The sequence below is a fragment of the Erythrobacter rubeus genome (assembly GCF_014705715.1).
Lineage (GTDB): Bacteria > Pseudomonadota > Alphaproteobacteria > Sphingomonadales > Sphingomonadaceae > Erythrobacter > Erythrobacter rubeus.
On the sequence record NZ_JACXLC010000001.1, the window covers coordinates 740,704 to 765,652 of the forward strand.

Annotated in this window: 27 protein-coding genes; 12 read left to right on the forward strand and 15 right to left on the reverse strand. The window is 62.0% G+C overall.

All coding sequences use genetic code 11. The features are described from left to right. Nucleotides 1-7 precede the first annotated feature (7 nt). The 4 genes from IB285_RS03575 to IB285_RS03590 all read right to left on the reverse strand — a co-directional run bounded on the left by IB285_RS03575 (nt 8) and on the right by IB285_RS03590 (nt 5,709). Nucleotides 8-3,430 carry an AAA family ATPase gene (locus IB285_RS03575; protein ID WP_190786883.1) on the reverse strand — a complete coding sequence of 1,141 codons (3,423 nt, stop codon included), beginning with the start codon at nt 3,428-3,430 and terminating at the stop codon, nt 8-10. Nucleotides 3,431-3,449: 19 nt separating this feature from the next. Further along, nucleotides 3,450-4,211 carry a thioredoxin domain-containing protein gene (locus IB285_RS03580; RefSeq protein WP_234033054.1) on the reverse strand — a complete coding sequence of 254 codons (762 nt, stop codon included), beginning with the start codon at nt 4,209-4,211 and terminating at the stop codon, nt 3,450-3,452. A gap of 142 nt (nt 4,212-4,353) precedes the next feature. Continuing rightward, the gene (locus IB285_RS03585; protein ID WP_190786884.1) at nt 4,354-5,112 is read right to left on the reverse strand and encodes a DsbA family protein; all 759 of its coding nucleotides are present in this window, start codon (nt 5,110-5,112) and stop codon (nt 4,354-4,356) included. Between the two features lie 3 nt (nt 5,113-5,115). Continuing rightward, nucleotides 5,116-5,709, reverse strand: a complete 594-nt coding sequence (locus IB285_RS03590) for a DUF721 domain-containing protein (protein ID WP_190786885.1) — start codon at nt 5,707-5,709, stop codon at nt 5,116-5,118. A 23-nt stretch (nt 5,710-5,732) separates the two neighbouring features. Here IB285_RS03590 and IB285_RS03595 point away from each other — a divergent pair, with 23 nt between their 5' ends. Further along, nucleotides 5,733-6,770 (forward strand): A/G-specific adenine glycosylase, encoded by a 1,038-nt coding sequence (locus tag IB285_RS03595; RefSeq protein ID WP_190786886.1) that lies wholly within the window; start codon nt 5,733-5,735, stop codon nt 6,768-6,770. Here IB285_RS03595 and IB285_RS03600 read toward each other — a convergent pair. Then, complete coding sequence (locus tag IB285_RS03600; RefSeq protein WP_190786887.1) at nt 6,767-6,988, reverse strand: hypothetical protein; 222 nt, start codon at nt 6,986-6,988, stop codon at nt 6,767-6,769. The two genes, IB285_RS03595 and IB285_RS03600, sit on opposite strands and share 4 nt — an antisense overlap. Before the next feature lie 103 nt (nt 6,989-7,091). Here IB285_RS03600 and IB285_RS03605 point away from each other — a divergent pair, with 103 nt between their 5' ends. The 5 genes from IB285_RS03605 (at nt 7,092) to IB285_RS03625 (ending at nt 11,332) form a co-directional block, all read left to right on the forward strand. Beyond that, the gene (locus IB285_RS03605) at nt 7,092-8,408 is read left to right on the forward strand and encodes a serine hydrolase domain-containing protein (protein WP_190786888.1); all 1,317 of its coding nucleotides are present in this window, start codon (nt 7,092-7,094) and stop codon (nt 8,406-8,408) included. Then, the gene (gene nudC / locus IB285_RS03610; protein WP_190786889.1) at nt 8,408-9,337 is read left to right on the forward strand and encodes an NAD(+) diphosphatase; all 930 of its coding nucleotides are present in this window, start codon (nt 8,408-8,410) and stop codon (nt 9,335-9,337) included. The genes IB285_RS03605 and nudC overlap by 1 nt, the downstream gene beginning before the upstream one ends. Beyond that, nucleotides 9,334-10,020: a DsbA family oxidoreductase gene (locus tag IB285_RS03615; RefSeq protein WP_190786890.1), complete on the forward strand. Its 687-nt coding sequence runs from the start codon at nt 9,334-9,336 to the stop codon at nt 10,018-10,020. The genes nudC and IB285_RS03615 overlap by 4 nt, the downstream gene beginning before the upstream one ends. A 124-nt stretch (nt 10,021-10,144) precedes the next feature. Then, nucleotides 10,145-10,648, forward strand: coding sequence for a c-type cytochrome (locus IB285_RS03620; protein ID WP_190786891.1), 504 nt, complete (start codon nt 10,145-10,147; stop codon nt 10,646-10,648). 18 nt (nt 10,649-10,666) lie between these two features. Then, entirely contained in the window at nt 10,667-11,332 is a 666-nt protein-coding gene (locus tag IB285_RS03625; RefSeq protein ID WP_190786892.1) for a cytochrome b/b6 domain-containing protein, read from the forward strand. Nucleotides 11,333-11,341: 9 nt separating this feature from the next. On the opposite strand, the gene IB285_RS03630 is transcribed toward IB285_RS03625, so the two are convergent. From IB285_RS03630 to mgtE, 3 genes are read right to left on the reverse strand one after another with little or no spacing between them, the layout of a single operon-like run. Continuing rightward, a complete protein-coding gene (locus IB285_RS03630) occupies nt 11,342-11,737 on the reverse strand; it encodes a DUF1489 family protein (protein WP_190786893.1) in 396 nt (131 codons plus the stop codon). A gap of 31 nt (nt 11,738-11,768) precedes the next feature. Continuing rightward, nucleotides 11,769-12,530: a glucose 1-dehydrogenase gene (locus IB285_RS03635; protein WP_190786894.1), complete on the reverse strand. Its 762-nt coding sequence runs from the start codon at nt 12,528-12,530 to the stop codon at nt 11,769-11,771. A gap of 37 nt (nt 12,531-12,567) precedes the next feature. Further along, complete coding sequence (mgtE, locus tag IB285_RS03640; RefSeq protein WP_190786895.1) at nt 12,568-14,013, reverse strand: magnesium transporter; 1,446 nt, start codon at nt 14,011-14,013, stop codon at nt 12,568-12,570. A gap of 94 nt (nt 14,014-14,107) precedes the next feature. Between mgtE and IB285_RS03645 the strand changes: the two genes are divergently transcribed. Genes IB285_RS03645 through IB285_RS03655 form a run of 3 tightly spaced genes read left to right on the forward strand, consistent with a single transcriptional unit; the run spans nt 14,108 to nt 15,951 of the window. Then, nucleotides 14,108-14,569 carry a peptidylprolyl isomerase gene (locus IB285_RS03645; RefSeq protein WP_190786896.1) on the forward strand — a complete coding sequence of 154 codons (462 nt, stop codon included), beginning with the start codon at nt 14,108-14,110 and terminating at the stop codon, nt 14,567-14,569. A gap of 22 nt (nt 14,570-14,591) precedes the next feature. Further along, nucleotides 14,592-15,506 (forward strand): alpha/beta hydrolase family protein, encoded by a 915-nt coding sequence (locus IB285_RS03650; RefSeq protein ID WP_190786897.1) that lies wholly within the window; start codon nt 14,592-14,594, stop codon nt 15,504-15,506. Continuing rightward, complete coding sequence (locus IB285_RS03655; protein WP_190786898.1) at nt 15,499-15,951, forward strand: hypothetical protein; 453 nt, start codon at nt 15,499-15,501, stop codon at nt 15,949-15,951. The genes IB285_RS03650 and IB285_RS03655 overlap by 8 nt, the downstream gene beginning before the upstream one ends. A gap of 19 nt (nt 15,952-15,970) precedes the next feature. Here IB285_RS03655 and IB285_RS03660 read toward each other — a convergent pair whose 3' ends face one another. Next, entirely contained in the window at nt 15,971-16,696 is a 726-nt protein-coding gene (locus IB285_RS03660; protein ID WP_190786899.1) for a hypothetical protein, read from the reverse strand. Between the two features lie 74 nt (nt 16,697-16,770). On the opposite strand from IB285_RS03660, the gene miaB reads away from it, so the two are divergent. Next, entirely contained in the window at nt 16,771-18,105 is a 1,335-nt protein-coding gene (gene miaB, locus IB285_RS03665; protein WP_190786900.1) for a tRNA (N6-isopentenyl adenosine(37)-C2)-methylthiotransferase MiaB, read from the forward strand. On the opposite strand, the gene IB285_RS03670 is transcribed toward miaB, so the two are convergent. From IB285_RS03670 to IB285_RS03685, 4 genes are all read right to left on the reverse strand, one after another. Continuing rightward, nucleotides 18,102-19,049, reverse strand: coding sequence for a hypothetical protein (locus tag IB285_RS03670; RefSeq protein ID WP_190786901.1), 948 nt, complete (start codon nt 19,047-19,049; stop codon nt 18,102-18,104). The two genes, miaB and IB285_RS03670, sit on opposite strands and share 4 nt — an antisense overlap. Before the next feature lie 81 nt (nt 19,050-19,130). Further along, a complete protein-coding gene (locus IB285_RS03675) occupies nt 19,131-19,541 on the reverse strand; it encodes a hypothetical protein (protein ID WP_190786902.1) in 411 nt (136 codons plus the stop codon). Nucleotides 19,542-19,673: 132 nt separating this feature from the next. After that, nucleotides 19,674-20,069 (reverse strand): hypothetical protein, encoded by a 396-nt coding sequence (locus tag IB285_RS03680; RefSeq protein WP_190786903.1) that lies wholly within the window; start codon nt 20,067-20,069, stop codon nt 19,674-19,676. 209 nt (nt 20,070-20,278) lie between these two features. Further along, the gene (locus IB285_RS03685; protein ID WP_190786904.1) at nt 20,279-21,199 is read right to left on the reverse strand and encodes a hypothetical protein; all 921 of its coding nucleotides are present in this window, start codon (nt 21,197-21,199) and stop codon (nt 20,279-20,281) included. Between the two features lie 245 nt (nt 21,200-21,444). On the opposite strand from IB285_RS03685, the gene IB285_RS03690 reads away from it, so the two are divergent. Beyond that, nucleotides 21,445-22,488, forward strand: coding sequence for a PhoH family protein (locus IB285_RS03690; protein WP_190786905.1), 1,044 nt, complete (start codon nt 21,445-21,447; stop codon nt 22,486-22,488). Between the two features lie 202 nt (nt 22,489-22,690). Continuing rightward, on the forward strand, nt 22,691-23,497 hold the full coding sequence (locus IB285_RS03695; protein ID WP_190786906.1) for a hypothetical protein: 807 nt from the start codon (nt 22,691-22,693) through the stop codon (nt 23,495-23,497). Here IB285_RS03695 and IB285_RS03700 read toward each other — a convergent pair. Together IB285_RS03700 and IB285_RS03705 are read right to left on the reverse strand one after the other, a co-directional pair. Beyond that, nucleotides 23,459-24,472, reverse strand: a complete 1,014-nt coding sequence (locus IB285_RS03700; RefSeq protein WP_190786907.1) for a S41 family peptidase — start codon at nt 24,470-24,472, stop codon at nt 23,459-23,461. The genes IB285_RS03695 and IB285_RS03700 overlap by 39 nt on opposite strands. Further along, entirely contained in the window at nt 24,469-24,948 is a 480-nt protein-coding gene (locus IB285_RS03705) for a MarR family winged helix-turn-helix transcriptional regulator (protein WP_190786908.1), read from the reverse strand. Before IB285_RS03705 ends, IB285_RS03700 begins: the two co-directional genes overlap by 4 nt. Between the last annotated feature and the right edge of the window lies 1 nt (nt 24,949).

Sequence of the window (24,949 nt, forward strand, 5' to 3'; positions counted from 1 at the left end):
CCGCAGCCTATTCGGCCGCCATCAACTCCGCTTCGCCAAGGTCCACGCTGACAAGGCGCGAGACGCCTTTCTCTGCCATCGTCACACCGAACAGTCGGTGCATGCGGCTCATCGTGACGGCATTGTGCGTCACGATCAGGTAACGCGTGTTGGTGGTCCGCACCATCGAATCCAGCAAATCGCAGAAGCGTTCGACATTGGCATCGTCGAGCGGGGCATCCACCTCGTCGAGCACGCAGATCGGTGCGGGGTTTGTCAGAAATAACGCAAAGATGAGCGCAGTCGCGGTCAGAGCCTGCTCTCCGCCCGAAAGCAGTGAGAGCGATTGCAGCCGTTTGCCCGGCGGCTGGGCGTAGATTTCTAGTCCCGCTTCGAGCGGATCGTCGCTGTCTACCAAGGCAAGGTGTGCCTGCCCGCCCTGGAACAGGCGCGGGTAAAGCTCCTGGAAGTGCTCATTGACTTCATCGAAGGCCGTTCGCAGTCGTTCGCGCCCTTCGCGATTGAGATTTCCGATCGATCCGCGCAGGCGGTTGACCGCTTCGGCAAGCTCCGCCTGCTCGGTCGCATTGGTGCCATGCTCTTCCTCGATCCGCGCGAGTTCTTCCGCGGCGACGAGGTTGACCGGTCCGATCCGTTCGCGGCTGGCTGTCAGCCTGTCCATCTCTTCGGATTCCGCGGATGAATGCTTCACGTCTTCTTCGGCGAAATCGAACCGTTCGGGCAGCAGCGGCGGCGGGCACTGGAAGCGTTCACCAGAAATCCGCCCCATCTCGCCGCGCCGTTCCTCTTCGCTTTCGGCGCGCGCGGCGAGCGTCGCCCGGCCTTCGCGGGCCTGCGCGAGCTTCTCGGTTACATCGGCCAGTGTTCGCTCGGCGGCGGTCACAAGCTCCTGCGCCTCGTCCTTTGCGCGTTCAGCCTCGGCCAGTTCGCGCGTCAGCTTTTCGCGCATGACATCGCCCTGCTCGATCTCCGCCATCAAGGCGGCAGGCTTCGCGGCGATGACCGCGCGTTCTTCTTCGATTTCCTCGAGCCTGCGGGCAGTTTCGGCCATGCGCTGCGCCGCTTCGCCGGAGCGCGCCTGCCAGTTCGTGTGGTCCGCCTGTTGCGCGGCGAGCCGCTCGCGCGAGACGGCGAGCCCTTGGTCATGCGCGGCAAGTTCCGCCATCGCGGCCTGCACCGCGGATTTGGCGGCCTCGTGCTTGGCCTGCGCAGCCTCTAAAGATGCGCGGCCTGCATCGGGTGAGGGCAGGGCCTCGCGCTGCTCCTTCGCGGATTTCAATTCGCCTTCTGCCGCGGCAACCTGTTCGGCGAGGTCGGTTTCGCTCTCCTTCAGCTCCTCGAGCCGCGCGGCAATGCGTTCTTTCGCGGCTTCTGCGGAATCGAGAGCACGCAGGGCAGTTCGTTCGGCCTCGATAGCACCGGCAATCTCGCGCTCCTGCGCAACGAGCCCGGTCTGCAGCGCGGACAATTCTTCGCGCGCCGTGCGCTCATTGGCCTCGGCAAGCTCGGCAGCACCGCGAAGATCCGGAAGCTGTGTCTCAAGCTCGGCTAGCCGGTTGGCCGCTTCGAGGCGCGCAGCCTCCGCCGACCCTTCGCCGCGGGCGATGAAGCCGTCCCAGCGCCGCAGGTGCCCGGCGGTCGTCACGAGCCATTCGCCCGGTCCGAGCGAGCGCCCATCGTCCTCATCCGCGACGTGAACCAAGGCGAGGCGCGCGCGCAGTTCTTCCGGACAGTCGGTGATCTGATCGAGCAGGCTGTTTGCGACCTGCGAAGGTGCATTGCTACCCGTCCAGTAACGTCCGTCGCCAATATCGCCGGGCGTTCCCACCGGCGATTTCGCATCGCGGCCAAGAACTGCGGCGAGTGCGCGTTCGTAGCCCCGCGCAACCGACACCGTGTCGAGCGCCGCGGGCAAGCCTTCGCGGCCCTTTGCGCGTTTCTCCCGCGCATCGCGGTCTCGCGCGAGGGCCGAGTATTCGCGCTCTATCCCCGCAAGCTCGGCCTTCGCGGTTGCGAGCGCAGCGGCGGCTTCGTCGCGTGCGGTCTGAAGCTCGCCCTTGCGTGCCTGGTCCTCTTCGAGTTTGGCGCGCAACCGTGCGACCTGCCGAGCCGCCTCTTCGGCGATTTCGCGCGCTTCGATCACGGCCTGTTCGGGATCCGCTCCGCCGGACAGGTTCGCACGGGCCGTTTCGATCCGCTCGCTTTCGCGTGCAAGACGGCTGAGGCGCGCCTCCGCCTGCTCGATCGCCGCTTCGGCGACGCGCCATTCGGCTTCGACACCGGCATGGTCGGCGGTCGCCTTGGCCAGCGCCAATTCCGCGGCACGGCTGGCGCGCTCGGAATTTTCGGACTTGTCGGATAGCGAAGGGCGCTGCGCTTCGGCATCGGTAACCGCCGCCTGGCTCGATTCCAGTTCCTTGGCGAGGTTCTTCAAGGCTTCCGCCGCATCCGACGTCATCCTGTCGGCGGCGATCCGGTCCTCTTCGAGCCGGGTGCGCTGCCGGTCGAGATCGGCCAGGCGCGCTTCGGCGGCTTCCAGTTTCTCCGACAGCGCCGACATTCGGTGGCCGTGTGCGCTGGCATCGTCGCGGCGGTCGGTGAGTTCGTCGCGCGCCTCGGCGAGCTTCGCGGCGGCTTCGGCCTGGTCCTTCTGCGCGGCATCGGTCGCGGCTTTCGCTTCGGCAACGCGCGCTTCGGCGTCCTGCGCTGCAGCGCGCGCTTCCTTCGCCGCCTTGGCCGCATCGCGCCAACGGGCGAAGAGTAAGCGCGCCTCTGCCGTGGTAATGTCGTCGGTAAGCTTCTTGTACCGCTCGGCCTGCTTCGCCTGCCGTTTGAGCGAGGCCATCTGCGAATCCAGACCTGCCATCAGGTCTTCGAGCCGCGCGAGGTTCGCCTCGGTCGATCGCAGTTTGCTTTCGGCATCCTTGCGCCGGACATGCAGGCCGGAAATGCCCGCTGCTTCTTCGAGCATCTTGCGCCGTTCGGCGGGCTTGGCGGCGATGACCTGAGCGATCTTGCCCTGGCTGACGAGGGCGGGCGAATGCGCACCGGTCGCGGCATCGGCGAAGGTGAGCGCGACATCCTTTGCCCGGACGTCGCTGCCATTCACGCGGTAGGCGCTGCCCGCGCCGCGCTCGATCCGCCGGGTGACGACCAGTTCTTCGCCCTCGTCGTCCTGAGCGTGAAGCACCGCTTCGGCAAAGGCGCGTTCGGGGCGGCTGGAAGTGCCTGCGAAGATGACATCTTCCATTCCGCCCGAGCGCATCGATTTGGCCGAGGTTTCCCCCATGACCCACCGGATCGCTTCGAGAAGGTTGGATTTGCCGCAGCCATTTGGCCCAACAACGCCGGTCAGCCCCGGCTCGATGCGCAATTCAGCCGGCTCGACAAAGCTCTTGAAACCGCTGAGCTTGAGCCGGCTGATCTGCATGGACTGGCGTGGACCCCGCTTACTCTTGCCGCGCGCCGGCGCGCTGCAGGGCGGGTTCGATATCGTTCCAGCTGATACCTTCCAGACGGTTGCCGTTGAGGAAGAAGGTCGGGGTGCCCGACACGTTCAGCTCATCGGCCTGTTCCGCCGAATTGTTGGCGATGGTTTCGATCTTGGCCGTGTCGGTGAGGCATGAGCGGGCCTGATCGGCAGAGAGCCCGCGTGCCGAGAAGAACTCGATCAGCCCGGCGGCCTCGGCAATGGCGACAAAGCGCTGGTCGATCGGAAGCTCACCAGACGCTTCGTATTGAGCGGCGTTCTGCTGGACGCTGCCGAAAATCTCGTTGAGCGATCCCCAGGCCTGATCGGACAGCACTTGCATGTTTTCCTTCTGACCGCAGCGAACCAAAGTCGCGATGGTGAGGTCGATCGGGTCGCGCACAAGGTTGCGCTGTTCGAAACTCACGACGCCGGTTTCAACGTATTCCTTCAGCGGCGCCTTGCCGTTCTGCGAAAAGTTCGCGCAGGCGCCGCAGGTGTGCGATGCGAATTCGATCAGCTTCAGCGGCGCTTCCGGATTGCCGATGACGTAGCCGTCTTCTTCGGTGATCGTGACGGTGTCGGTCCAGGTCGAACCCTCGGGCGCAGGGATCGCTGCAATCGGCTCACCGGCCTCGGCACCGCCGTCTTCGGCATTGCTGTTGCAGGCCGCCAACATGAACGGCGCGATCAGGCCAAGCGAAAGGGCCGAGCGGAGGTTGCGTTTGCGGTTCGAAATCATGTGAAAACTACCTTCATCGGATTGCGGAGACTAAACTTGTGGTTTCGCGAGCGCCAATAGCGCGGGCGCACGTCCTTGTGCAAAAATACTGCATAACTGCGCTATCGGCTCAATTTGGGACAAATCGCATGCTTCGGCAGCTTTATTCGCTCGCAGGCTCCGGTTTGAACCGCCCGGAGAGCAATTCGTAGAGCGCATCCCACGAATGGACGCCTTCCAGCAATTCGCCGTTGAGCGCGAAATACGGTTTTGTGAAGCTCTCGGGAGAGTTTGGCAGGCCGAACTCCTCGGCATCGGCCATGCTGTCGGCCGCGAGCTTCGCCGCAGCTCGCCGGTCGGACAGGCAGGTGCCAAGATCCATGCGCGAATAGCCGCGGCGGCGCGCCATCATGTCGTCAAAGTCGAGCGCGGCAACCAGACTGCGGCGGGCGGGCAGGGTGCTGCGCGACCATCCGTCACGGTTGAATGCGGAGGCGCTGTCCCAGCGCTCCTTCCAGCGGGCCTGCGCGCGCATCAGCATCGCATGGTTGACCTTGAACTTCGCAGGCTCGCCGCACTGCGCGAGCAGGCTGAGCGGAAGATCGACCGGGTGGTTGAAGCGCTGCCGGATTTCGAGGTTCAGCAGGCCCGGCGCGAGCAAGGCGATGTCGAGTTCAGGATCGCCGCGAAACGCGAAATCGTGGCACCCCTTGCAGGCATAGCTTACGAACATGATGAGCTGCTCGTCCGCATCGGGATTACCGATCAGGTGGCCGCGCTCGGTCTCTTCGACGTTCGCGTGCCATGCTTTCTTGCTGGTAAGGTCCTTGAACGCGCTTGTCTCTTCTTCAAGGCTCTGCGCGGACAGGGACGGCGCAAGGCACAGCGCCATCAGCGCGGTCGCGCGTAGAAAAGCTTTCATGCCCTATTCCCCCTGACCTTTATCGTCGTCCTTGTCATCGAAACTGCGCGCGAGCGATTCCAGCACGGTACGCAGTTCGGGATCGCCGATATCGCGCAGGCTGTCCCCGAGCTCCATCGGGATCGGCTTGAGCGAAGGCGGCGCCTTGGCAGGCTTTTGAGCATGGGTCGGCTTAACCACGCCTTGCCGGATCTTGACCCGCGCGACGGCTTGATAACCGAAGAAGCGGTTCACCCGTTCCATGATCTCCGGCGTGACCTGCTGGATCAGCGGTGCGTGCGCCGGGCTGACCACGAGTTGCAGGATGCCTTCGGACTTCTCGCCGGGCGGAAAACGGATCGCCTCCGGGCTGCAGACTCGGGCGTGGTTGGGGCCGACGATTTCGGGCCATCGGGTGACGACCGAACTCTGGACGAAGCCGAAGCGCCTGAATGCCGTGCGCCCGATTTCGGGCATGAGGTCCCCGATCGCCTTCGCCCCGCCGCCGCGCGGACGCTGATACGGCTTGGCATTTTTTCGGCCTGCCGCTTTGCTGCCTGAGGCCGGGGTTTTCCCGCCGGTTTTTCTGCTGTCGCTTCCCATTGCACGAAATGCCATGCCATAGGGCGCGCGTGACTTCCATGGGCGACGACATCTCTTCCACGCTGCTCGGCTGGTACGACAAGTATGCAAGGTCGCTGCCGTGGCGCAGCCCGCCAGGTGAGCCGGTTCCCGACGATCCCGCATGGCCATACCGTGTGTGGCTGTCCGAAGTGATGTTGCAGCAGACCACGGTTGCCGCGGTGAAGCCCTATTTCGAGAAGTTCACGCGCATCTGGCCAAGCGTCGAGGACCTTGCCGCCGCGCCTGAAGACGATGTGATGGCTGCGTGGGCGGGGCTGGGCTATTATTCGCGCGCGCGCAATCTCGTGAAATGCGCCCGCGAAGTCGCGGGGCAGGGCGGCTTTCCTCGGACCGAGGCCGAATTGCGCGAGCTTCCCGGCCTCGGAGCCTACACCGCCGCTGCGATCGCGGCGATTGCTTTCGGTGAGCGGGCGGTGGTCGTCGATGCCAATGTCGAGCGGGTGGTGTCGCGCCTCTTCAATATTGCCGAACCACTACCGGCAGCGCGGAAGATCATCCGCGAGCGGGCGGAAGAGATCACGCCGGACGATCGCTCGGGCGATTTTGCGCAGGCGATGATGGACCTTGGTTCCGGTATCTGCACCAGCAAGGCTCCGCGCTGCCTGTTGTGCCCGCTGCAAGGCGAATGCGCCGGACTGAAAGCGGGTGAGCCGGAGCGGCTGCCGGTCAAGCCTCCCAAAAAGCCCAAGCCGGAGCGCACCGGCACGGCCTACTGGATCGAGCGGGACAGGCACGTCTGGCTCGTCACCCGACAGGGCACGGGAATGCTGGGCGGGATGCGCGCTCTGCCGGATGACGGCTGGTCTGCGCGGCAGGATGGATCGGAGCAACCGCCGGTCTCGGCGGAGTGGCAGGACGCTGGCACCGTTCGGCACACGTTCACGCACGCGCACCTAGCGCTGAAAGTCAAATATGCCCGAATAGCTGCAACGCCCGGCGGTGCGGGGGAGTGGTGGCCGGTCGGCGACATAGACAAGGCCGGGCTGCCGACCTTGTTCGCAAAAGCGGCCCGTCTCGCCCTCTCGGCGGATTAGAGGATCCCGCCGCCTAGCGTCAGCCTGACCGCCGCGATCAGCAGGACGACGAGGCAGAAATTACGCCCGCTGTCGCTCGATGACATGGCGCCAACCACGATGCCTACCACGATCAAAGGCAGAGCAAACCAGTTGGCCCAGCCCAGGAAGGGGATCTGGGCAGGGATGACGATGATGAGCGAGAGTAGGCCGATGGCCCAAGAGAGTAGATTGAACATGTGTGTTATATGTGTACTACACCATCAAAAAGCAAGTCCTGATTGACCACTGGTTTCAACTCGCTCACACAAGCGCCAACAAATACCCCGGAGAGACTATTCCATGGCATTTCGCGATTTCGACCAAAACGATGTTTCACGCCGTTCGCTCTTTCGCGGTGGCGGTTATCTGGCTGCAGGGGCCGCGCTAAGCACGCTTCCGTTCAGACACGCGCTGCTGGCGCATGATGTCAGCGAATCCTGGCCTTCGGTCGCCTCTCTTGCTGAGCGCTATCTTGCGGAAGGCAAGGTTGCGAACCTGTTCCTGACATTCGGGTGGGGGCAGGAAGATCACGCCCACACGGTTGGCGGAGGCAAGCTCGGCTTCAACCGTCCGGGTGCGGTCGACGAAAACTCGCTCTACCGCATCTATTCGATGACGAAGCCGGTGACCGGCATGGCGACGATGATGCTGATCGACCAGGGCGATCTCGGTCTGGACCAACCGCTCCACGAGGTTCTGCCCGCATTCCGGGACATGCAGGTGCTGGTCGATCCGGAAGGGCCGCTCGACAACACCGTGCCTGCCGAAACGCCGATTACGATCCGCCACCTGCTGACGCATACGTCGGGCCTTGGCTACAACATCGTCAGCAAGGGCCCGCTGCGCGATGCCTATAACGCAAACGGTCTTGTCGGCGGACGGGTCAGCCGCATTCCGATCCCCGGTTTTCCCGACGTGACACCGGCACCCGGCCTCGAAGTATGGGCCGACAGGCTCGCCGAATTGCCGCTGATGTATCAACCGGCAACGCGGTGGAGCTATTCCGCCAGTATCGACCTGCTCGGCCGTGTAATCGAGGTCGCATCGGGCATGGATTTCGAAAGCTTCCTGCAAACGCGCATTTTCGAACCCTGCGGCATGAACAGCACGTGGATGACCGTGCCGGAAAGCGAGACCGCTCGCATGACCGACAATTACGGTATTCTTGGCGGGTTCCCGCTGCCGCTCGATCTGGCTGCGGCCACAATCTACACCGACGAGCCAAAGGTTCCCTCGGGCGGGGGCGGCCTGGTTTCGACGCCGAAGGATTACGACCGCTTCCTGCGCATGTTGCTCGGCTACGGGACGCTCGACGGGGTCGAGGTCATCGGAGAGAACGCTGTGCGCGTGGGCACTTCCAACCTGCTTCCGGACACAGTGGACACGTCCACTTCGTGGATTGCAGGGCAGGGCCACGGAGCCGGGGGTCGGGTGCTTGACGGCACGTTCGGCTGGGGCGGCGCAGCGGGCACGATCGCTGCCGTCGATTACAATCTCGGCCTGCGTTCGGCGCTCTGGACCCAGTACATGCCGACCGAAGCCTATCCGATGCGCGACGAATTCCTCAAAGCGCTCGAGGCGGACCTCACGGCGATGCGCGCTGCCAAGGCGGCCTGATGAGCCATCCGGCGCATCCAGAGCTCGCCCGCACCGGACCAATTGCCTTCGCCGGTTCACCGATAGACCGCGCCGACCTGATCCGGGTCGATCCCGATGCGCTTTCCGCGCGGATGGACTGGCGGGCGAAGGTCCTGCTGCTCGATGGCCTGCTGCCGCAGATCGGTGAGGACGGTGCGCTGTTGTGGGGCACGCTCGCCGATGTCGATCAGGACGCGGAGTTGGTTTTTCTCGGCCTGCTCGACGACAAGGCGTGTTTCGCCGCCGTACCGGACGACGGTGCGACCGGACCGGCCTATGCCATGCCGCGCGCCTGGGCTGCGATCCAGCAGTTGAGCCCGCCGGACCTTGCTATCTATGGCGGTGCGCGCAGCCTCGTCGATTGGCATGCGCGGCACCGGTTCTGCGCGCGATGCGGCTCCGCGACCAAGCCCGCAAAAGGCGGCTGGCAGCGCAATTGCAGCAATTGTCAGGCGCAGCACTTCCCGCGCACCGATCCTGTTACGATCATGCTGGTCGAGAACGAAGGCCGCCTGCTGCTGGGCCGTCAGCCCCGTTTCCCGCCGCGCAGCTTTTCCGCGCTTGCAGGCTTTGTAGAACCGGGCGAAACCATCGAAGAGGCGGTCGCGCGCGAAGTTTGGGAAGAGGCGGGCCTGCGTGTGCGCGATGTCGAATATATCGCGACCCAGCCATGGCCGTTTCCCAGCCAGCTGATGATCGGCTGCTATTCGCAGACCGATGACATCGAAATCACCCTCGATGTCGAAGAGCTTGAGGAAGCGCGCTGGTTCACGCGTGACGAGGTGGAGCTGGCGATGGACAATGTGCCGACCGAGCGGGGCGCCGATGGACCGGGCCCCTTCAACGCGCCGCCGCCCGCGGCGATCGCGCACAGTCTGATGAAGTGGTGGCTGGAGAAAACCAAATGAGCGCGCCTGACAAGCTGACGATCGACATCTATTCCGATGTCATGTGTCCATGGTGCGCCATCGGTTATGGGCAGCTGACGAAGGCGCTCGACCAGCTGGATGGCGAGATCGACGCCGAAATCCGCTGGCGTCCGTTCGAACTCAATCCCGACATGCCCGAAGAAGGCGAAGAGCAGGAGGCGCATCTCCAGCGCAAATATCGCAGGACCGCCGAAGAGGGCGCGGCGGTGCGCGGCCAGATGAAACAGATCGCCGAAAGCGCCGGTGTCTCGCTGGCATACGAAGGTGAGGGCGACGCGCCGCCCGCGATGATGTGGAACACGCGCGAGGCGCACAAGCTGCTCGGCTTCGCACTGGAGCAGGCGGGGCCGCAGGTTCAGACCGAGTTGAAGCTCGCGCTGTTCAAGGCGCATTTCAACGAACGCAGGCGGATCGGTGAGCGCGATGTCTTGCTCGATATCGCCGCTAGCGTCGGCCTGCACCGCGAAGCTGCCAAGGCCGCGCTCAACGATGCCGATCTCGAAGCGCGGGTTGTTGCCGAGGAACGGCAGGCATGGGATCTCAATATCTCCGGCGTTCCCGCGATGATCGTGAACGGCAAGTTCATGATCCCCGGCGCGCAGCCGCCCGAGACCTATGTGAATGCGCTGCGCCGCGTCGCTGAAAAGAGCCGGACGCAATAGCGGTTTTCCTGGATCGGCCATTCCGACGCACAATATGACGTTACGGAAAGGAAGCATTGCCAATCCGCACGCTTCCAAATAGACACGGATTTGCAAGGCTTTTCTCGCATCCAGGAGCGCATCTATGACCCGTTTCCATACTGTCCGAATTTCCGCCGTCGCAGCATCGCTCGCAGTGCTCGCCGCTTGCGGAGGAAACGCAGAGACGGAGGCGGAAGAGACAGTGGCCGCAGCTTCGGGGGAACCGGCGGTCATCGAAGAGCGTCAGGAAAACTACGAAGCGATCGGTGACGCGTTCAAGGCGATCCGCGGCCAGCTGGAAAGCGGCGAACCGGATTTCGCAGCGATCGAAGCGAGCGCGACCGAGATCAACGAACGCGCGCAGCGTATCCCCGATTACTTCCCGGCCGGGACAAGTGTTGATGAGGGCTACGATACAGAAGCGCTTGCGGTGATCTGGGAAGAGCCCGCCGAGTTCGAAACCGCCGCGCAGAACTTCATCGATGCAAGCGCGCAGCTCGTCACCGTGGCAGCCAGCGGAGATGCGGCTGCCGTTGGTGAGCAGGCCAAGGAAATGGGCGGGACCTGCAAGGCTTGCCACGACAAGTTCCGTCTCGAAACGGACTGATCTAGCGGGGCGGCTCGCATGACGACACGGCCGGTCAAAGTGTGGGACCTGCCGGTTCGGCTCAGCCATTGGAGCTTTGTCGGCCTTGTCTTCGCGATGTGGTACACCAGCGAAAATTCGCTGTGGTGGTGGCATACGCGGCTCGGTGTCGTGCTGCTGGCGGTCCTCGTGTTCAGGATTGTCTGGGGCGTGATCGGCACGCGCACCGCGCGCTTTGCGAACTTCGTGCGCGGGCCGTCGCGCATTTTCGCCTATCTGCGCGGGCAGCACTCCAAAGACGAGCATATCGGCCATAACCCGCTCGGCGCGCTTGCGGTAATCGCTCTGCTCGGGGTGATGCTGGCGCAGGTGGGTATGGGGCTGTTCGCAGGCGATCCCTATGACGGGGCGACCGGGCCGCTAAACGGCTTTGTCGGCGTGCTCACCGCCGACATGTTGACCGACTGGCATGAGACGTTCTTCTACGTCGTGCTCGGCATGATCGCGCTGCACATCACTGCGATCGGCGTATACGCCTTCATCCGCATGGACGATATCGTCGGCCCCATGGTCACCGGCAAGCGCGAAGCGCCGCATTCCGTCGAGGGGATCGAATCCGCCGATTGGGGCAGGGTGATCGCAGCCTTAGTCATCGCCGCGGGTTTCGCGCTGTGGGTCTGGTTCGGAGCGCCGCCGTTCGGCTAAGCGCTGGGACTAGATCAGGGCCAGTTTCTCAAGTTTCGCAGCGAGTTTACCGGGCAGCGCATCGCCGATGTCCTCTCCCGGCGCTAGGTCGCGCGGAGGCTCGCCCTTGAGATAACGCCAGCCCTGATGCGCGCGCTTCGGCTGCGGGTGGACACGGACGAGGACTGGCTCCAGCTCGATATTCCAGCGTCCGTCATCAGTCTTGCTGAAGCCGAGGATCTGCGAGCGCGCGACCAGCGCATGGTTGAGGATCCAGTAGAGCGATCCGCCCACCAGTTCCTCGTGCCGCTTGGGCAGATACCGCGTGGTCAGCCGCTTCGGCTCGCTCGCGCCGCGGCGATACCAGCTTTCGAGGTCCTTGTAGCTTTTCGCGCCGAAGGCGATCTTGGTCATATGGAGCGGCATGCCTACCAGTCTGGCGTCTCCGGCGCTCGGTTCAAGCGATGCTAAGACCGCCATCCACAATGAAGGGCGCGCCGGTGGCGAATTTGCTTTCATCGCTGACGAGGTAGACGATCAGGTGCGCGATATCCTCCGGCTCTCCCATTCGGCCGATCGGCTGGGCGATGGAAAACGCCTCACGCGTGGCGTCGGGATCGGGCGTGCCGGCAATGACGCTTTCGACATTGGGCGTCAGGATCGTGCCCGGCTGGACCGAGTTGACCCGCACCCTGTTCTGCTCGCGTGCGCAGTAAAGCGCGATCGATTTCGTCAGCATCGGCACCGCCGCCTTGGCGCTGTTATAGGCGGCGAGATCGGCGTTGGGCTTGTTGGCGGCCGCGCTGGAGAAATTGACGATCGATCCGCCACCCGATTTCGCCATCAGCGGGATCGCCGCCTTGCACCCCATGAAGATCGAATCGACATCGACGGTGTAGCAGCGCCGGAAATCCTCGGGCGAAATGTCGGCAATCGATCCGAACACGGTGACGGCGGCGTTGTTCACCAGCGCATCGAGCCGCCCGTGGCTTGCCTCGACTTCGCCGATCAGTTCCTGCCAGCGGTCCCAATCGGTCACGTCCTGAGGCAAGAACGAGCATTCCGGGCCAAGCTCTTCGGCGGCGGCCGCGCCAGCGGCTTCGTCGATATCGGTGATGATGACCTGCGCGCCCTGATCGAGCAGCGCCTTTGCCGCGGCCTTGCCCAATCCCATCGCGCCGCCTGTCAGCAGCACCAGTTTGCCCGAAACCCGGCCCATATTCCTCTCCCTCGATTGCTTTCGAGGGGAGGGGCTATCAGCCGGTCAACCCGCTCGCCACTGCCAAACCTAGGAAGGCGAAGAACCCCATCGAGTCGGTGATCATGGTTACAAACACCGACGATGCGACTGCCGGATCCTGATTGAGACGCTCGAAAACCAAGGGGACGAGCACCCCGGCAAGCCCGGCGACCGCGATGTTGATGATCATCGCCGCGGCTATGACGACGCCCATCATCGGGCTGAAGAGCAAAGCGGCGGCAATGCCGATCAGCACGGCCACGGTGCCGCCATTGAGCAGGGCGACGCGCAGCTCCTTCCAAAGAATGCGCCGGGTGTTGGAACGGGTCAGCTGGTTGGTTGCGATCGCGCGCACGGCCACCGCCATTGTCTGCGTGCCCGCATTGCCCCCGATGCTCGCGACGATCGGCATCAGCACGGCAAGTGCGACGAGCTTTTCGATCGCCGCGCCGAAAAACGCGATAATCGCCGAGGCGACGACTGCGGTGCCGAGGTTCGCGATGAGCCAGCGCACGCGGCTCGAATACGCTTCCTTGATCGGCTCGTTGATGTCGCCGTCGCCTGCACCCGATAGCAGCAGCGCATCCTCGCCCGCTTCTTCGGAGATGATGTGGACGATATCGTCCACCGTCATCTGCCCGACGAGCCGCCCGCTATCGTCCACTACTGCGGCAGAGATCAGCGCGTATTTCTGGAACATCAGCGCGACTTCTTCCTGATCCATCGTGACCGGGATCAGGGTCTGGTCGCGCTTCATCACGTCGGTCAGCTTGACCGAACGCGGCGTGGTGAGGATCCAGTTGAGTGCGCAGGTGCCGACCGGATGATGCGCGGCATCGATCACGAACACTTCGTGGAAATCGTGCTCCAGATCGCCGTTTTCGCGCAGGAAATCGATGAGATCGCCTACGGTCAGGTGCTCCGGCACCGCCATGACGTGGCGGCTCATCAGGCGGCCTGCGGTCTCCTCCGGATAGGCGAGCGCGCTTTCGACGGCCGCCTGCGTCTCGGGCTCCAGCTCGGCGATGATTGCCTTCTGGTCGTCCTCGTCGAGGTCTTCCAGCAGCTGCACCGCATCGTCGGTTTCGAGCTGCTCGGCAATGGTCGCGACCGCTTCCGGCTCAAGCGCTTCCATCATCACTTCGCGCACGTGATCGTTGAGCTCGGCCACCACCTCGCTCGTCATCAGATCGGTGATCGCGGAGGCAAGCTGCTCGCGTTCTTCGCTGTCGACCAGTTCGAGCAGGTCGGCGATATCGGCCGGGTGGAGCGGTTCGACCAGATCGTAAACCGCGGTCTTGTCGCCATCCTCCAACGCATCGCGAACGCCGCGAACATATTCCGGTTTCAGCCGGTTTTCCTCGTCATGGCGCTCATCATCGATCCGGTCGTCGGGACGCACTTCGTCCTCTGCGGCATCCGCCACAAGGGTTTCGTCGTCATGGATGCCCGGTTCGACCATGGATGCGGGTTTAGAGTCGCGCTCTTGAAAAGCAAGCGGGTGACTCTGCCGCGCAACTGATTATACCGCGCACAAATTCAAAGGAGATTTACGCATGGCCGAAACACTCACGCTCACCCTCGACACCGGAGATGGCGAGAACAAGGATGTCGTTATCAAACTTCGCCCCGATCTCGCCCCCGGTCACGTAGAGCGCATCACCACGCTTGCGGGCGAGGGGTTCTATGACGGGGTGGTGTTTCACCGCGTGATCCCCGGCTTCATGGCGCAAGGCGGCGATCCGACCGGCACCGGCATGGGCGGCAGCGACAAGCCTGACCTGAAAGCCGAATTCAACAGCGAACCGCACACTCGCGGCACCTGCTCGATGGCCCGCACCCAGGTACCCGACAGCGCGAACAGCCAGTTCTTCATCTGCTTCGACGACGCTGAATTCCTCGATGGCCAATACACCGTCTGGGGCCAGGTTACCGATGGCATGGACCACATCGACGCGCTGCCAAAAGGCGAACCGCCCGCACAGCCGGGCAAGATCGTGAAGGCTACCGTCGCCTGATCTTATCGGGACGGAACAGGTGATGCTGCGAAGCGCCTTTGCCTCGCTTGTGCTGCTGGTTTTGAGTGGCTGCGTCACCTACCCCGACATCACCCAATCGCGCTCGCCGTGCCGGAGCGAACCGGGCGGCTGGTGCGCGTTCGTGCGCGATGCTGCGGTGGAAGCCTATTCCTTCGCGATCGCTGCGACCAATGCCTATGCCGGGGATGACGACACCTACGAAGACCTTGGCCCCGCGCTGCGCAAGCTCGATCGGCTTGAGATAGCGGAGGAGGACGCGGACAAGGGGTTTGGCTACGAGATATTCGAGCAGCTCGGCCCGCCTGACTCCTTGGGCGAGCGCAAGCCGATCGCGCGAATACTGGCCTTTCGCGGCACCGATTTTGACGGCTTTACCGACATTTTCTACGGCACGCTGCGTGACGATCAGATCGAAATCGCACTTCGGTATTTCGAGCTTGAACGCGAGCGCTGGGGCGATGATCCGACGTGGATCGTCACCGGCCATTCGCTCGGCGGGGCGCTCGCGACCGAGGTATCGATCAAGTATCCGAGCGTGAAAGCTTACATGTTCAACACTTCGCCATTCTATAACGGCGATGCGATGACCAACGATGTGCGCCGCACCGTCATCAATGAGCGCGGTGAGTTCCTTCGGCGGGTCTCGAAGTTCAGCCTCGCCCCGGCGGCAGACGAATATGTGATCAATTGTGCGCCCGAAGCCGGCCGCTTCACGAAGCACAAGGTGCGACCCCTGGCCGACTGCATCACCTGGATCGCCGCCTATGCGAGCGAGGATGCCGGCGCGGTGGTGGCGGCCAATGGCGTCGCCAAACCGGCGGTCGAATGCGGAGCCGCCGACAAGCCGCACCCCGGCACCGCGTACAGGCCGATCGCCCCCTGCATCCACCAATCCCGGATCGAAGAGGATGATTGAGCCCGCGCTGCGCAGCGCGCTTCGCGATGTTGCAGGGGCGATGGCTCAGGCGGAACAGCACTGGTGGATAATCGGGAGCGCAGCCGTCGCTCTGCACGGGGCCGATCCCGGCACTATCGCCGATGTCGATGTCCTGCTGGCGAAAAGTGATCTGACGAAACTCGCGCGCGAGTTGCAGCTGTCTGGTGCCCCGGATGCCCGCAAGGCCCGGTTCCGCTCTAGCGGCTTCGGTATCTGGACGCAGCCCGCTCTTCCCGTCGAATTCATGGCCGATCTCGAACTGCGGAGAGGCGGCGACTGGATCAGCATCTCCCTGCAAACAAGGCAGGAAATGACGCTGTGCCAGCAGAGGCTGTTCGTACCGGAAAAGCATGAGCTGATCGCGATATTGCGCCGGTTCGGGCGCGAAAAAGACCTCGCGCGCGCCGCCGCTCTCGGCGGGTGATTGCCCCCGCGCGCCCGGCTCATTCCTGTTGCGAAACACTAGCCAAAGGTGTCGCCGGGATATCCCTCGATCGGTGCGTCAATCGTGCAATGCTAAGCGGTGCGTCATCGTCCGACCGCGTCTTGAGATCGAGTACGAGATAGTCGTTGCGCTGGTAATACGATTGATCGACCACGACGAGATACGTGGGGCGATTTCGCGCGTTCTGGTACGCTTTCCAAAGCTCGCTCCTGCGGGCGAATTTGCCTGTCCAAATCCACTGACCCCAGCCCGGGATGGTCTCGAATCCCTCGAGCGCGCCGACATGATTTGTTGCGGGGCTCCCACGCATTATCCTCGCCAATCCGCGCCGAAAACGCGCATGCCCATCGCGGCCGTAGACGATCATCGTACAAACCTGATCGAATAGACCGTCGTCGCGCGCGATCGACTCGAATTTAATGAGAAGCTTCTGATCGCGGTGAGGGTAATCGAGAATATAGGCCGGGACGGATTTCTTGACGCCCCACTGCTCACGCAGATCGGGCGGAAGAAGCTGCCAATCGTAATCGTCGTCGATCGGTGTGTGCGCTTGGCGCAGTCTCTGGCGATCGAAGCAGTGGCGCTGAAAATAGGTTGCCGGTTCGGGCAATGGCTCCGGCGTTGCAGCATTGCCTTGAACGACGATCGGCGGCCTTTCCGGTGACTTGTGAACTTGCAAGCTGGCGACGACGCTGACAATTGGCGCTAGCGTCGACAGCAACATGATCGGAACCTTTCCGTCTGGTTCGACGAGATCACCATTTGCCCGGTGCAGGTGTATCTATTACAGGCCCCCCGATGAAACCGCAAACCCCTCCCAAGACCTACCGGGTCAAGAGCTTCGGCTGCCAGATGAACGTCTATGATGGCGAGCGGATGGGCGAATTGCTGAACGAGCAGGGGCTTTCTCAGGCTCGAGAAGGCGAAGACGCCGATCTGGTCGTGCTCAACACCTGCCACATCCGCGAGAAGGCGGCGGAGAAGATCTATTCCGATATCGGCCGCCTAACGAAAGGAAAGACGCAGAAGAAAGCGCCGATGATCGCGGTCGCCGGATGCGTTGCGCAGGCCGAGGGCGAAGAGATCATGGCGCGTGCGCCCGCAGTCTCGATGGTGGTCGGTCCGCAGGCCTATCACCGCCTGCCAAACATGCTGGACAAGGCCGTTCAAGGCGAGCGCGCAACCGATACCGACATGCCTGCGATTGCGAAGTTCGATTCGCTCCCGGTTCGAAAGCGGCGCTCGCCCACGGCTTTCCTGACCGTGCAGGAAGGGTGCGACAAGTTTTGCACCTATTGCGTCGTCCCTTATACGCGCGGCGCGGAAATTTCCCGTCCGTTCAGTGATTTGATTGGCGAAGCTCGCAAGCTCATCGAAACCGGCGCGCGCGAAATCACGCTGCTGGGGCAGAACGTAAACGCCTGGAGCGGAGAGGACGAGGCGGGCAGAGCGGTGGGCCTAGCCGGGCTGATCCATGCGCTCGCGCGGCTCGATGGGTTGGAGCGCATCCGCTACACGACCAGCCATCCGAATGACATGGACGACGCGCTGATCGCGGCGCATGGCGAGGTCGAGCAACTCATGCCGTACCTCCATCTGCCGGTGCAATCGGGCAATGACCGCGTGCTGAAGGCGATGAACCGCTCGCACAAGGTCGAGAACTACCTGCGGCTGCTCGAACGCTTCCGCGCGGTGCGGCCCGATATCGCGCTGTCGGGCGATTTCATCGTCGGCTTTCCGGGAGAAACCGAAGCGGAATTCGAAGACACGCTGAAGCTGGTCGATGAGGTGCGCTATGCGCAGGCGTACAGCTTCAAGTACTCACCGCGTCCCGGCACACCGGCGGCGACGATGGATGGCCAGATTGCCAAGGAGGTGATGGACGACCGGCTCCAGCGCCTGCAAGCCCGGATCGACCGCGATCAGTTCGCCTTCAACAAATCGAAGGCGGGGCAGACGACCTCCGTGCTCGTCGAGAGGAAAGGCAAACATCCCGGCCAGTGGCTGGGCAAATCGCCTTGGCTTCAATCGGTGTGGTTCGAAGGCAACGTCGCTATCGGCGATATGGTCGAAGTCAACCTTGTCGAGGCCGGGCCGAATTCGCTGCGAGGCGAAATAGGCGGAACGAGCTAATCGCCGCCGCTCGCTGCTTGATCTTCTTGTTCCATCCGCAGAGCGCGGGTTGCAATGTTGCCGTAAAAACGGGATTTCAGCGCATTGCGCGAAGTGTCGTATAGCATTGAAATGAAGGCCCGGTCGAATGCCGTCAGTTCTTCAGGTGGATCCTCGTCTTGAAAAAGCGTCAGGATGGTGGGCGCGCTCGGCTGTGTGTCGGGGTCGATTGCTGCGGTGTTCGCAAAGCTGCGCATGGAGGCATAATCGGCTAGTTGGTGGAGAGTTTTCCCCTGCGCGCTCTCAAGTTCGATCATGACTACCGACCCAACAATCTCGACCATGGTTGCGCTCAACAAACGTGATGCGAAAAAGGCGCGGTTACCGAAATCCGCGGCCTGGCTGATCGACCGACCGACGAAATCCTGACTTTGCCCTCCATCCGAGGTCCTGACCACGTCATGTCCCCAAGCGCGCACCGGGTCCTTTTCATTGATAACGCGTAGGCGCTGGAAGCTGAGCAGATGTTTCAGCAAGTCCGACTCGTAGGTGAGCCAAGCTTCGGCTGGGCCCTTTTCCGGCGGCACGAAGATTACCGACACGTTGTGCCGGCAATTCGATGACTGATCGCGGCGGTTCACACCCAGCTCTTCGGCATTGCTCTTCATACGGTCCTCGATAGCCTTGGCCGGTCTGTCTGGAATACCGAAAACCTTTGGGCAGATCGCTCTGAAATAGCTCCCGACAGTTCGCCCGGCGCGAGGTCGCCTGATGACATCTCTTGCCATTCTGCGAAGCTCACGGCGACGCTCGCGAGCTGTGGGCGGAGCTTCGACCACGATCCTGCCATCGCTTTCGGATCGCTGTGCTTCGGGTACCGGGTTGTCGTCTTCGACTGGCGCGGGCGAGCTTTCCGGCTGCGCTGCGAGAGCGAGGGACGCAAGAAACAAAGCTGACACCGGCACGGGAAACTTCTCCTAGCTGATCCAGATTCCAATCCCGCTTTCGGCGGATAGGGATAGCCTTATATCATAAAGAGCGAAAACCTAATTACCCGGACTATCATCGATCCGGTCCATGTACCGATCAACCGCAGCTGCGATGATCGCGCTATCGCTGCTGATCCCTGAGAGTTCATAGAGAGCCTCAAGATAAGCGATGTCGAAATCGGTAATCGCGGCCGGTCCGAAATCTTCGTTGAACAGCGTGAGGATCGTCGGCGGGGTGTTGGCATCGCTTGTGACGTCGTCGCTGACCGAGGCGAGGATGCGCAGTGTTGCATAATCTGCGATCTGGCGGAGCGTCTTTTCACGCAAAGCCGCGGTCTCGATCAGCACGACCGCTCCCCTCATTTCGGAACGGAGGCGCTGCACACGCGATGCCCGTTCGGTGCGGTTCACCTTGCTGGCGATGTCGTCGACGCGGTTGTTGTCCCGGATGGGGAACACCGCTTCCATCGTCGTTCACTGTTTCGAATCGGTGCCAGGCGCGGACGAATTTGGAGCCCCTATAAATCCGATCGCGCTGATAGCTTTTCAGCCCTTCGAAGAGCCACGGCTCGCTTTTCTCAAGGCCCTCCACCGCGTCATTCACATTGTTGAGAAACCCGACGAAGGCGTTTGCCTTGTAGTTGGGATCGTCATCGATCTCACGCCGCGCAGCGAACGGGCATTGTCCTCGATGCGCCCCTTGATGAGCGCGCTCGCGTCCTCCGGCATACCTGACACCATCACGCAAATAGGATCTTCGAAACGCGAAACCGGGCGGCCGGACCGTGCGGGCCGTGTGATCTTGCGTCCGACCCGAAGCACGCGTTGGCGGACGCTCTCGCCGCTGTCATCCGCCGCGTCACCGGTCACGACAATGGTGCTGTCGTCAGGCTGAGAGGTTTGTTCCTCGGGTTCTGGATTTTGCTCTTGCGCAGATAGCGGGGCTGCCAGCGCGATAAGCGCCGCGGAGCAAATGGTACGTGCAAAGAATTTCATGACTGAATTAGTCCCCTGAACCGTTGGATCATTGCGAGGTAAGGCTCGCGATTGAAGCTACGTTATTCAGGAAAGTATCGGGGCGGCGTAATTGTAATCTACGAACAGAGACCGAATTCGATGAGCGGCGCTCTGGCGTCGACAAAGCTCCGATTGAATGAAATTTCTACCCAAGATCAGCGAGGATGCGCCGAAATTAGTCTCCCGGATCAACCGCTTGTCTTGAGCTGCTTCCGGTATTCCGAGGAGGTCGCGTCGATTAGCTGACTGTCTCTCGCCGTCGATGGCAACAAATACAATGCGCGCAGGAAGGCCTTGTCGAACCCGGTGATGGCCTCGGGCGCCGCTTCGGGAAAGCTGAAGAGGGACAGAATGGTCTGCGCGGTCGCTGGTGGTTCTGTCTCAGGCTCTTTTACAGGTGCCAGCAGACGCATTGTCGCATAATCGGCCAGCTGGCGAATGGTGCGACCCGCAATGTCGCCTTCGTCGAATATCGCGACCGAAAAAATCATGTCCTGCCGGATCGGTGGACGAACCAGGCTGGCAGACCGCTGAGTGTTGACGGCGACCGGGGTTCCCGCAGGTCTGGAGGCAGGAGCGATGTCGTTGGCATCCACCGAACTGAATGGCACGCCGTCCTTGCCTCGCAGTTCCGTCACGTTCCACGCCGCAGCCGCGCCAGAGCCTTGCCTCGCGCGGTCGATCTGGAAGCGCTTCATCTCGCCGAATATCCACGCGTGATCTTTTCGCAGCTTTGCGAAATCGCTGTCGAGATCGCTCACCATCGCGACCAACGCGTTGGGCCGGCAGTCCGGGTCGTCATTGATACGCGCACCGGCTTCGATTGCATTGGCCTTTACGCGCTCGGTCAGAACAGCTGCGAAACCTGGATCGATGCCCCATGTTGTCAGACAGATCCTGTCGAAAAAGCGCGGCGCAGGGTCGCCGTTGCGGACCGGCCGGATAACGGCCTCTGCCTGCTCCTCGACCACTTCGAGCTGTTCCTGCCAGCGGAGACCCTCGACGATGATGCTTTCTTCGTCGGCTTCGTCGCCTTGCTCCTGGGCGCTCAACGCCGCCGGGGCCAAAAGACACGAAGTAATGAACGAGGCGGCGGAGAAGTATTTCATCGAAACGTCCTTGATCAATTGTGGAGGTTGGCGTCGCGCTCTTCTAACTGGCAATCAATCCAGCACAAATCGACTCTCCGGTCCAATAGCAATTGCTCTTTAGGAATGCCGAGTGGGCTCGCTCTGTAGGCAAAGCCACGATTATCCCCCGCCGCCACAGGGCGGGGAACTTGCTTTGCGCGCGCCGACGCTTACCTTTCCGACTCGTAAGGCGGGTCGATTTCCGCCGCGATGCAAAGGAACTTATGGGCCGTAGACCAACCCGAGCCGCCGATCCCAAGCGAGGGACCAAACTCTCGCCCGATCCCACCCCGATCCGCGAAGCGCGCCGCGCCCGCGCAGAGCTCAGCTTCGAAGATCAGTCGCTGCTGGGGCCGCTTTTCGGACAGTTCGATGCCAATCTGGTCCAGGTCGAAAACCGGCTTTCGGTGATGATCCATGCGCGCGGGGACCAGATCGTGATCGAAGGGGCGCCAGACAATGTTGCCCGCGCCCGCGACACGCTCAACACGATGTATGATCGCCTCGCGCAGGGGCAGGATCTCGATGCAGGCGCGATCGAATCGCTGATCGCCATGTCGAACGAACCCACGCTTGAAGGGATTATCAGCGGCGAGAAGGAAAAGCCGCCGATCATGATCCGCACGCGGCGCAAGACAATCGTGCCGCGCAGCGCCACCCAGGTGACCTATATGCGCAGCCTCGCGCGCGACGATATCATCTTCGCGCTTGGCCCGGCTGGCACGGGCAAGACCTACCTTGCCGTTGCCCAGGCGGTCAGTCAGCTGATCACCGGCAGCGTCCAGCGCCTCATCCTCTCCCGCCCCGCGGTGGAGGCGGGCGAAAAGCTCGGCTTCCTGCCCGGCGACATGAAGGACAAGGTCGATCCCTATCTGCGCCCACTTTACGACGCGCTCTACGACTGCATGCCGCCAGAGCAGGTCGAGCGGCGCATCGAGAGCGGCGAGATCGAGATTGCGCCGATCGCCTTCATGCGCGGGCGCACGCTCGCCGATGCGTTCGTGATCCTCGATGAAGCGCAGAACACCACGCGCGAGCAGATGAAGATGTTCCTTACCCGCTTCGGCCAGAACAGCCGCATGGTGATCTGCGGCGACCCGCGCCAGGTCGATATTCCGGGCGGCGACTCCATGAGCGGCCTTGCCGATGCGGTCGGCAAACTGGAGGACGTCGAAGGCTTCGGCACAATCCGCTTCACCGCCGCCGACGTGGTGCGCCACCCGATCGTAGGGCGGATCGTGGAAGCCTACGAAGGAAAGGGCGAGTAAGCGGGGACTTGAGCTGCCATCGCACAGGTTCGAACTGAAGCGATCGACTTTTTGGGGCCGTCAAAAGAGTGGTCAATCCTCTCTGCTGGATTGCCCAATGACGTGATTTCTGCGCACTAATCGGACGAATGGCAATGATCCAATCGATGTTAGACCGCAAATAGAAATAAATAAAAGCTGGTGCCGTTACAGGCCGGAGAAAATGATGAAAGCTGTGCCGTTGCAAGTTATGTTTTTAGGTACGTGCCGAATGCACGATCCTGCCCATATCCTCCTTGAAAATGAAAACTATAATGTCCGCACCACACCGCACCGTTTGCATACTACGAGCCAGACGCTGCAGTTTATTCGACACATTCTAAACGGAAACATCTACAGTCCGGAAATGGCTCACCTCATTTCCGACTTTGCGAGCATTAAAATTTTCGAAGAGGATGTTACCCGTGAAGACGTTCTGGCCGATTTGGAGCCGTTGCGTCGCTTCTGGTCGGGTTGCCATGCTTTCGTGATCGAAATCAGCGCACTGCGTGAACACCATGCATTGTTGGACGGTGAGAAAATCATCGTGAATAACTTCTCGTCACGCGACCAGGAAAAGCACAAGGATCGCATTGCAGAAAACGCGCGGCGCGGTACTTCGTGGCCAGTCTTGCCGATCGATTTCGAGACATCGTCACCGTCTCGGGCCCATCGGCAAATGGCCGAAATTAAGAAAGCCCTCAACAGGCCGATCATCTGGGTCAGCCATCAACGACCACCATCCGATGATCCGAAGTACGAAATCGTCAACAAGGTCCGCCTCCACCTCTCGGAGACTTTGCGTACAGGTGCGGAGGCCCTCAACGATCAATTCTTCGATCCATCCACTGTTGCCAGTGAAATGGGACAGGAATTCTTCTTCGAAAAAGGCGGCAATGATCTGGACCATTTAACACCTGAAGCTGCTCATATCTTAGCTGGGCGCTATGGCTCAATGCTGCAAAGTCTGGTCGGTAGGCAGGTGGCCTGAACCGTTTGCCCCAATCGCCTGACGAGCAAGCTCCAACGCTGCGGCCAAGGCTTCGTCCGCTGCGACCTCCACGTCGGGTTTTACACCGACGTTTTGCCAGTTCGTACCGGTGATCGGGTTGATTGATCGCCCCTCCGGCAGATCGAGAGCAAAGTGTTCATGCACGCGGCGGTATTCGAACGGATGCGCGCCGCCGCCGGTAACCTCGCCGACGATGGTTGCCCTCTCGAGCGCCTGCAGATTGTAGGCCAAGGCCTCGGCTGCTGAGAATGTTTTGCCCGAGGTGAGGATATAGAGCGGCTTCGTACCCCCGAACTTGCGGCCGGGCACCCATGACGGCGAGGTATCCGCGCGGTGCTCGTTTCTCGGCCGATTGTAGATGCCGGTCAGCGGCTGCCCGCCCTCGTCGAGAAGATAACCGGTGATCAGGTTTGCGGTGTCTGCCCCACCGCCGTTCTTGCGCAAATCGATGATGAGCGCATCACCTTGCGCCACGACGGTCATCGCCGCCGCGATCACATCCGCTGCCATCGAAGGCGGCGGAAACACGCGCAGATCGAGCAGCATGATATTGCCATCGAGCCGCTCGATCTTCTCGACGCCATGATTGAGGTGACGCCCGTACCATTTTTCCATCTCGGCTGCGGAAAACTCCGCGTCGCCTTCCTCGGCAGAAATGGGAGCCTCGCTGTAGGTGAGACCGAGGTGGCCATCGCTCGATTGCGCTCGCAGCCAGTCCGTGACAGCGCGAGCGAACTCGCGGCGATCGGTTATATCGCTCCACTCATCGGCCGCCGCCTGGAGGCTTCGCGCCAGTTCGGCGCCCAACTCGGCATCCACATATCGCGTTTCAAGCAGGCTTGCGGAGTTGGCGATGATCTCTGCCCGATCCGTTTCGGTGAGCTCTTGCGCGAGTGCGGGTCCGCCGATGACGGCACCGCAGACCATCGCGAAGGCGATCACGATCGATTTCATTGTTTTCTCCCGGAAGCACGGTTTTCGGAAATGCGATCTGGAAAGCTCTTCCTTGCAAGCGCAGCAAGCGCTTCATCGAGGATCGCGGATAAGGGGTGGGACAGTTCTTCATCGAGCTCATTGGCGGCGCGTCCGACCGCGTCCCAAAGCGGGCGCAAATCCCCCGCCATTTCGAGCGCATGCGGGGTGAGCGTCACGATCCGCTCGCGCCGGTCCTTACCCGCGGCGAACTCGACCAGATCGAGCTTTTTCATTTCGCTCAAGGTTTGCGTCGCGGCGGGCTGGGTGGCCTGCAGATAGTTCGCAATTTCCGAAACCGACGATTCTTCACATTGCAGCAGAAGCTGGAAAACCGGGTAAAAGCGCGGGCGAAAATTGTGCCCCCCCTTCGCGTAAAGCGCAGCCAATTCGCCATCGAGCCTGGCTAGCAAAAGGCGCAGTTTAGTGCCGAGTCCCAACTGAGGATTGCTAATCATA

Bases quoted from the DNA above. Each gene is read 5' to 3' on its own strand.
- IB285_RS03575 (WP_190786883.1), bottom strand. From the start codon at position 3,430: ATGCAGATCAGCCGGCTCAAGCTCAGCGGTTTCAAGAGCTTTGTCGAG.
- IB285_RS03580 (WP_234033054.1), bottom strand. From the start codon at position 4,211: ATGATTTCGAACCGCAAACGCAACCTCCGCTCGGCCCTTTCGCTTGGC.
- IB285_RS03585 (WP_190786884.1), bottom strand. From the start codon at position 5,112: ATGAAAGCTTTTCTACGCGCGACCGCGCTGATGGCGCTGTGCCTTGCG.
- IB285_RS03590 (WP_190786885.1), bottom strand. From the start codon at position 5,709: ATGGCATTTCGTGCAATGGGAAGCGACAGCAGAAAAACCGGCGGGAAA.
- IB285_RS03595 (WP_190786886.1), top strand. From the start codon at position 5,733: ATGGGCGACGACATCTCTTCCACGCTGCTCGGCTGGTACGACAAGTAT.
- IB285_RS03600 (WP_190786887.1), bottom strand. From the start codon at position 6,988: ATGTTCAATCTACTCTCTTGGGCCATCGGCCTACTCTCGCTCATCATC.
- IB285_RS03605 (WP_190786888.1), top strand. From the start codon at position 7,092: ATGGCATTTCGCGATTTCGACCAAAACGATGTTTCACGCCGTTCGCTC.
- nudC (WP_190786889.1), top strand. From the start codon at position 8,408: ATGAGCCATCCGGCGCATCCAGAGCTCGCCCGCACCGGACCAATTGCC.
- IB285_RS03615 (WP_190786890.1), top strand. From the start codon at position 9,334: ATGAGCGCGCCTGACAAGCTGACGATCGACATCTATTCCGATGTCATG.
- IB285_RS03620 (WP_190786891.1), top strand. From the start codon at position 10,145: ATGACCCGTTTCCATACTGTCCGAATTTCCGCCGTCGCAGCATCGCTC.
- IB285_RS03625 (WP_190786892.1), top strand. From the start codon at position 10,667: ATGACGACACGGCCGGTCAAAGTGTGGGACCTGCCGGTTCGGCTCAGC.
- IB285_RS03630 (WP_190786893.1), bottom strand. From the start codon at position 11,737: ATGCCGCTCCATATGACCAAGATCGCCTTCGGCGCGAAAAGCTACAAG.
- IB285_RS03635 (WP_190786894.1), bottom strand. From the start codon at position 12,530: ATGGGCCGGGTTTCGGGCAAACTGGTGCTGCTGACAGGCGGCGCGATG.
- mgtE (WP_190786895.1), bottom strand. From the start codon at position 14,013: ATGGTCGAACCGGGCATCCATGACGACGAAACCCTTGTGGCGGATGCC.
- IB285_RS03645 (WP_190786896.1), top strand. From the start codon at position 14,108: ATGGCCGAAACACTCACGCTCACCCTCGACACCGGAGATGGCGAGAAC.
- IB285_RS03650 (WP_190786897.1), top strand. From the start codon at position 14,592: ATGCTGCGAAGCGCCTTTGCCTCGCTTGTGCTGCTGGTTTTGAGTGGC.
- IB285_RS03655 (WP_190786898.1), top strand. From the start codon at position 15,499: ATGATTGAGCCCGCGCTGCGCAGCGCGCTTCGCGATGTTGCAGGGGCG.
- IB285_RS03660 (WP_190786899.1), bottom strand. From the start codon at position 16,696: ATGTTGCTGTCGACGCTAGCGCCAATTGTCAGCGTCGTCGCCAGCTTG.
- miaB (WP_190786900.1), top strand. From the start codon at position 16,771: ATGAAACCGCAAACCCCTCCCAAGACCTACCGGGTCAAGAGCTTCGGC.
- IB285_RS03675 (WP_190786902.1), bottom strand. From the start codon at position 19,541: ATGGAAGCGGTGTTCCCCATCCGGGACAACAACCGCGTCGACGACATC.
- IB285_RS03680 (WP_190786903.1), bottom strand. From the start codon at position 20,069: ATGAAATTCTTTGCACGTACCATTTGCTCCGCGGCGCTTATCGCGCTG.
- IB285_RS03685 (WP_190786904.1), bottom strand. From the start codon at position 21,199: ATGAAATACTTCTCCGCCGCCTCGTTCATTACTTCGTGTCTTTTGGCC.
- IB285_RS03690 (WP_190786905.1), top strand. From the start codon at position 21,445: ATGGGCCGTAGACCAACCCGAGCCGCCGATCCCAAGCGAGGGACCAAA.
- IB285_RS03695 (WP_190786906.1), top strand. From the start codon at position 22,691: ATGATGAAAGCTGTGCCGTTGCAAGTTATGTTTTTAGGTACGTGCCGA.
- IB285_RS03700 (WP_190786907.1), bottom strand. From the start codon at position 24,472: ATGAAATCGATCGTGATCGCCTTCGCGATGGTCTGCGGTGCCGTCATC.
- IB285_RS03705 (WP_190786908.1), bottom strand. From the start codon at position 24,948: ATGATTAGCAATCCTCAGTTGGGACTCGGCACTAAACTGCGCCTTTTG.